This window comes from Amycolatopsis pittospori, assembly GCF_013870525.1.
In the GTDB taxonomy this organism is placed as follows: Bacteria; Actinomycetota; Actinomycetes; order Mycobacteriales; family Pseudonocardiaceae; genus Amycolatopsis; species Amycolatopsis pittospori.
Genome location: NZ_JACBXD010000170.1, coordinates 1 through 5,700 on the forward strand (window position 1 = coordinate 1; position 5,700 = coordinate 5,700).

Here is a 5,700-nt window from a genome sequence, read left to right on the forward strand (position 1 = left end):
CGCGAGAAGTCGAAGGCACCGGTGAGGTCGCCCGCCACGGTACGGCGCCACTTGCTGATGTTCGGCTCCGCGATCCCGGTCCAGCGCTCCAGGAATCGCAGCACCGAGGTGTGGTCGTACACGGTCGAGTCGACGTTGCCGCCGATCGACCACGGCGAGACGATCGTCATCGGCACGCGCGGGCCGAAGCCGAGGGGCTGGCCGTTGAAGTGGTCGGCGTCGTTCGCGGCGTTGCCCGGTGGCATCGGCGGCGGGACGTGGTCGAAGTAGCCGTCGTTCTCGTCGAAGTTGATCAGCAGCACCGTTTTCGACCACGTTTCGCGGTCGGACGCGAGGGCGTCCAACACGCGGTAGATCAGGTTCGCGCTCCCGACCGGCGTGGACGCGCCAGGGTGCTCGGAGTCCTTCGCGGACGGCACCAGCCAGGACACCGCGGGCAGCCGCCGCGCCTGGATGTCCGCCTTCAGCCGGGTCACCAGAGTCTCCGGCTCGCTGCGGTACATGGCCTTCTTGAACAGATTCCGCTCGGCGGGCGTCAGCTTCGCGACACCGGCGTCGAACTGCGCAAGCAGCTTCGCGCGTTCCTCGGGCGTCTTCTTGAGGAGGTTGTCGTAGAACTCCTCGGTGGTGCGGAACTTCTCCTCGACCGACGCGAGGATCTTCGTGCCGACCTTCTTGAACGGCACGAAGTACTCGACGGCGTTGTCGGTGAAGTTGTCCCACTCCTGGTAGATCCGCCAGGGCACCCCGGCGGCTTCGAGACGCTCGGGATACGTCGTCCAGTCGTAGCCCTGGTGGTCGTAGGAGTACGCCGCGTTCGTGACCGCGCGGTTCGTCGCGCTGCCCGGTTCGAAGCCCGTGGTCCCGGTCCAGAGGAAGTTCCGGTTCGGGTTGGTCGAGCCGAAGATCGAGCAGTGGTAGGCGTCGCAGAGGGTGAAGGTGTCCGCGAGTTCGTACTGCAGCGCGATGTCGCGGCGCTCGTAGTACGTCATCGTGGCCGGGGTCTTCGCCGAGATCCAGCCGTTGTTCCAGCCGCGCGCCCACGCCTTGCCGCTGCCGTTCCAGCTGTGGTCGAGGTCGCCGAGGTACTGGATGTCGTCCGGCTTCCGGCCGGCGAGTTCGGCCGCCTTGCGCACCGAGAACGGCAGCACCGTGCCGCCGGCGGGATTCGGCTGCTCGAACACCGATCCGCCCGACGGCAGTTCGAGCGGATGGCCGTCGGAAAAGCCCCGGACGCCGCGCAGGGTGCCGTAGTAGTGATCGAACGACCGGTTCTCCTGCATCAGCACGATGACGTGCTCGACGGCGTCGAGCCCGCCGCGCCGCATGGGCTCGGCCATGGCGGCGTGCACGGACGGGGGCAGGAGCGTGGTGGCGGCCGCGGCGCCGGTGGCGCCCAGCAGTGTGCGGCGTGACAGTTCAGGCATGCGCGCGACCTTTGCCGAGCAACGTGAACGGCACAAGAACCGAACAGGTCGTCCCGGCGGCGAACGGCGTTCGCCACGCTCGCCGTCCCGCTTCACTGCGCTGAGTGACGGTCCGGCGGGGTGACACCGCCGAACGGTTGTCGGGGCGGTAACCTCACGGGCACCAAGACCGCAGACCCTTGAGGAGGGCCCGTGTCGGCAGGGCAGATCGCCGCGCTGATCGCCGCAGGAGCATTCGTCGTACTCGTCGTGCTGCTGGCGATCCCGCTGCTCAAGCTCGGCCGGACGCTGGACGAGGCCACGATCGCCATCCGCAAGGCGCACGAGAACACCGACCCGCTGCTGATCGGCGCGAACGAGACGATCACGCATGTCAACACGCAGCTGGAACGGGTCGACGGCATCACCGCCAACGCACAGGCCGTCACCGGCAACGTGTCGGCGCTGTCGTCGGTGTTCACCGCGACGCTCGGCGGACCACTGGTGAAGACGGCCGCGCTGTCGTACGGCATCAGCAAGGCCATCAAGGCCCGCCGCAAGAAGGCGGAAGCGAAGGCGGCGCGCCCGGCGAAGAAGCGGGGCCGCAAGTGAAGCGCCTGTTCTGGCTCGGCGTCGGCGTGGTCGCCGGCGTCGCCCTGTCACGCAAAGCGACGGAAACCGCTCGCCAGGCCACTCCCGCGGGGTTAGCCTCGAATCTGGGCGACGCCGTGCGGGAACTCGCGGGCGCCGTCGGTTCGTTCGGCGCGGAGGTCCGCGCCGGGATGAGCGAGCGCGAACAGGAGCTGCACGACATGGTGTCCGAACGATCCGGCTTGAGCACGGCCTCGGAAGGCCCTGCGGGCAGGCACGCTGCCACGCCGCGGCGCCCGGCCCGGCGAGCTCGCCGGGCGGAGGGCTGATCGGGTCGCGTCCGCGACCGGAAGAGCCCTGGCCCTCCGCCGTTCCCGCCTGTCCGTCTCGATCCCCGCGCCGTCGCGCGAGCCCGCATACAAGGACGAACCCGTGGAAACACACGAAATCACCCAGCGTTTTCTGAGCCATTTCGAGAACAAGGGGCATACGCGCGTCCCCAGCGCGCCCCTGATCCTCGACGACCCGAACCTGCTGTTCGTCAACGCCGGCATGGTCCAGTTCAAGCCGTACTTCCTCGGCGAGGTCCCGCCGCCGTACCCGCGCGCGACCAGCGTCCAGAAGTGCGTCCGCACCCCGGACATCGACGAGGTCGGCAAGACCACGCGGCACAACACGTTCTTCCAGATGGCCGGGAACTTCTCCTTCGGCGACTACTTCAAGGAAGGCGCCATCGAGGCGGCCTGGGAGCTGATCACCAAGCCCCAGAGCGAAGGCGGCTACGGCCTCGACCCGAACCGCATCTGGGCGACCGTCTACGAGGACGACTCCGAGGCCGCGGGCCTGTGGAAGAAGCTCACCGGCCTGCCCGGCGAGCGCATCCAGTCCCGTGACGGCAAGGACAACTACTGGGACATGGGCGTGCCCGGTCCCGGCGGCCCGTGCTCCGAGATCTACTACGACCGCGGCCCCGACTACGGCCGCGAGGGCGGCCCCGTCGCCGACGAGGACCGCTACATCGAGATCTGGAACCTCGTCTTCATGCAGGACGTGCGGGGCGAGAAGAGCCCGAAGCACGGCCACAAGCCGATCGGCGAGCTGCCGAAGAAGAACATCGACACCGGTATGGGCGTCGAGCGGGTCGCGACGATCCTGCAGGGCGTCGAGAACGTCTACGAGACCGACCTCGTCCGCCCGGTGATCGGCCGCGCCGAGGAGTTCTCCGGCCGGCGCTACGGCTCCGACCACACCGACGACGTCCGCTTCCGGGTCATCGCCGACCACGCCCGCACCGGCGTCCTGCTCATCGGTGACGGCGTCACCCCGGGCAACGACGGCCGCGGCTACGTGCTGCGCCGCCTGCTGCGCCGCATCGTCCGCTCCGCGCGGCTGCTGGGCGTGCACGAGCCGGTGCTGCCCGCCTTCGCCGCGGTCGTCCGCGACACCATGGGCCCGACCTACCCCGAACTGCTCTCCGGTTTCGACCGGATCGAGGACGTCGTGCGCGTCGAGGAAGAGGCCTTCCTCGCCACCCTGACGAGTGGTTCGCGCATCTTCGACCTCGCCGCCGAGGAGACCAAGCGCTCCGGTGGCTCGCTGCTGGCCGGCGACAAGGCGTTCCAGCTGCACGACACCTACGGCTTCCCGATCGACCTGACGCTGGAGATGGCGTCCGAGCAGGGCCTGACCGTCGACGAAGAGGGCTTCCGCACGCTCATGAACGAGCAGCGGCAGCGGGCGAAGGCCGACGCGGCGTCGCGCAAGACCGGCCACGGCGACCTGTCCGAGTACCGCAAGGTGCTGGAGCAGCACGGCGAGACCGAGTTCCTCGGCTACAGCGACCTGCAGGCCGACGCGAAGGTCGTCGCGCTGCTCGAAGACGGTGTCCCCGTTCGCAGCGTGGGCGCGGGCAAGAAGGCGGAACTGGTCCTGGACCGCACGCCGTTCTACGCCGAGAGCGGTGGCCAGGTCGCCGACACCGGCGTGCTGCTCGGCGACGGTGTCGAGCTCAAGGTCCACGACGTGCAGAAGATCGTGCCCGGCCTGTTCGTGCACCGCGTCGAGGTGCTCGACGGCGAGGTCGGCATCGGCAGCTCGCTGACCGGTTCGGTCGACCAGCACCGTCGTCTGTCGATCGAGCGGTCCCACTCCGCGACGCACCTGGTCCACGCGGCCGTGCGCGGCGCGTACGGCAAGCGCGCGGCGCAGGCCGGTTCGCTCAACTCGCCGGGCCGGATGCGTTTCGACTTCACCACCTCCGGCGGGGTTTCGGCCGACGTGCTGACCGAGGTCGAGGAAGAGGTCAACGACTACCTCCAGACCAACGTCGAGGTGAACACCTTCGTCACCACGAAGGACAAGGCGCTCGAACTCGGCGCCGTCGCGCTGTTCGGCGAGAAGTACGGCAACGACGTCCGCGTCGTCGACATGGGCGAGTACTCCCGCGAACTCTGCGGTGGCACCCACGTCGACCGCATCGGCCAGCTCGGCCTGGTGAAGCTGGTGGGCGACTCGTCCATCGGCTCCGGCGTGCACCGCGTCGAGGCGCTCGTCGGCACGGACGCGCTCAAGTACGTGCGCAAGGAGCAGCTGCTCGTCTCGCAGCTCGCGAGCACCTTCAAGGTGCCCTCGGAGCAGCTGCCTTCGCGGATCGACGACGTCCTCACCCGGCTCAAGAACGCCGAGAAGGAGATCGAGCAGCTGCGCACCCAGCAGGTGCTCGGCTCGGCCGGTGCGCTCGCGGACAAGGCCGAGGACATCGGCGGGGTCGCGGTCGTCGCGGAGAAGCTCGGCGAAGGTGTCGACTCGAACGGTCTGCGCGCGCTGGCCCAGGACATCCGGGGCAGGCTCGGCACGCGTCCGGGCATCGTCGCGCTGTTCGCGCCTCAGGGCGAGAAGATCGCCTTCGTCGTCGCGACCACCAAGGCGGCCCAGGAGAAGGGCATCGCGGCGGGCAAGCTCGTCCCGTCCTTCGCCGAGGCGATCGGCGGCCGTGGCGGCGGCAAGCCGGATATGGCCCAGGGCGGCGGCACCAACCCCGCCGGGGCCGAGCAGGCCATCGCCTCACTGCGCGCGGCGGTCGCCCAAGTTGGCTGACGACGCCCCCCAGCGGCGCCCGGATCGGCCCGGAGAGTCCGATCCGGGGCGCGGCAGGCGGCTTGGTGTGGATGTCGGATCCGTCCGGGTCGGGGTCGCGCTCAGCGATCCCGACCCCATCCTCGCCAGCCCGCTCGTTACCCTCACTCGCGACGCTGCAGGCGACAAGGACGTCGACCAGCTCGTCGAACTCGTCACGGAACACGACGTGGTCGAGGTCGTCGTCGGCCTGCCGCGGACGCTCAAGGACCGTCACGGTCCGGCGGCCGAAGCGGCGCTCGACTACGCCGACAAGGTCGCGGTCAAGATCGCTCCGGTACCGGTGCGGCTGGCCGACGAGCGGTTGACCACGGTGACGGCATCCAGGATGCTGTCGCAGCGTGGGGTGAAGGGACGTAAGCAACGTGCCGTCGTCGATCAGGCGGCCGCGGTCGAGATCCTGCAGGCCTGGATCGACGCGGTAGCGGCACATCGCGCACGGAAGGGCGATACATGACCGAGCCCCACGGCCGGCCCGAGCGCCGTCAGGGCGGTAGACGACGGTTGCGGGAGCCTGAGGAGATCCAGCCCCCGGCTCCGCCGCGTCGTCGGCCCGAACCCCAGCCGC

General features: G+C 69.5%; 5 protein-coding genes. 4 read left to right on the forward strand and 1 reads right to left on the reverse strand.

Annotation, left to right across the window (positions count from 1 at the left end):
• On the reverse strand, positions 1–1,427 hold a 1,427-nt coding region (locus tag H5J31_RS39205; protein ID WP_181777712.1), incomplete at its 3' end, for an alkaline phosphatase family protein.
• Between the two features lie 192 nt (positions 1,428–1,619).
• On the opposite strand from H5J31_RS39205, the gene H5J31_RS39210 reads away from it, so the two are divergent.
• The 4 genes from H5J31_RS39210 (at position 1,620) to ruvX (ending at position 5,589) form a co-directional block, all read left to right on the forward strand.
• Entirely contained in the window at positions 1,620–2,018 is a 399-nt protein-coding gene (locus tag H5J31_RS39210; RefSeq protein WP_181777713.1) for a DUF948 domain-containing protein, read from the forward strand.
• Entirely contained in the window at positions 2,015–2,326 is a 312-nt protein-coding gene (locus H5J31_RS39215) for a hypothetical protein (RefSeq protein WP_181777714.1), read from the forward strand. Before H5J31_RS39210 ends, H5J31_RS39215 begins: the two co-directional genes overlap by 4 nt.
• A gap of 103 nt (positions 2,327–2,429) precedes the next feature.
• The gene (gene alaS / locus H5J31_RS39220; protein WP_181777715.1) at positions 2,430–5,093 is read left to right on the forward strand and encodes an alanine--tRNA ligase; all 2,664 of its coding nucleotides are present in this window, start codon (positions 2,430–2,432) and stop codon (positions 5,091–5,093) included.
• Between the two features lie 67 nt (positions 5,094–5,160).
• Positions 5,161–5,589: a Holliday junction resolvase RuvX gene (ruvX, locus tag H5J31_RS39225; protein WP_407925093.1), complete on the forward strand. Its 429-nt coding sequence runs from the start codon at positions 5,161–5,163 to the stop codon at positions 5,587–5,589.
• Positions 5,590–5,700 lie beyond the last annotated feature (111 nt).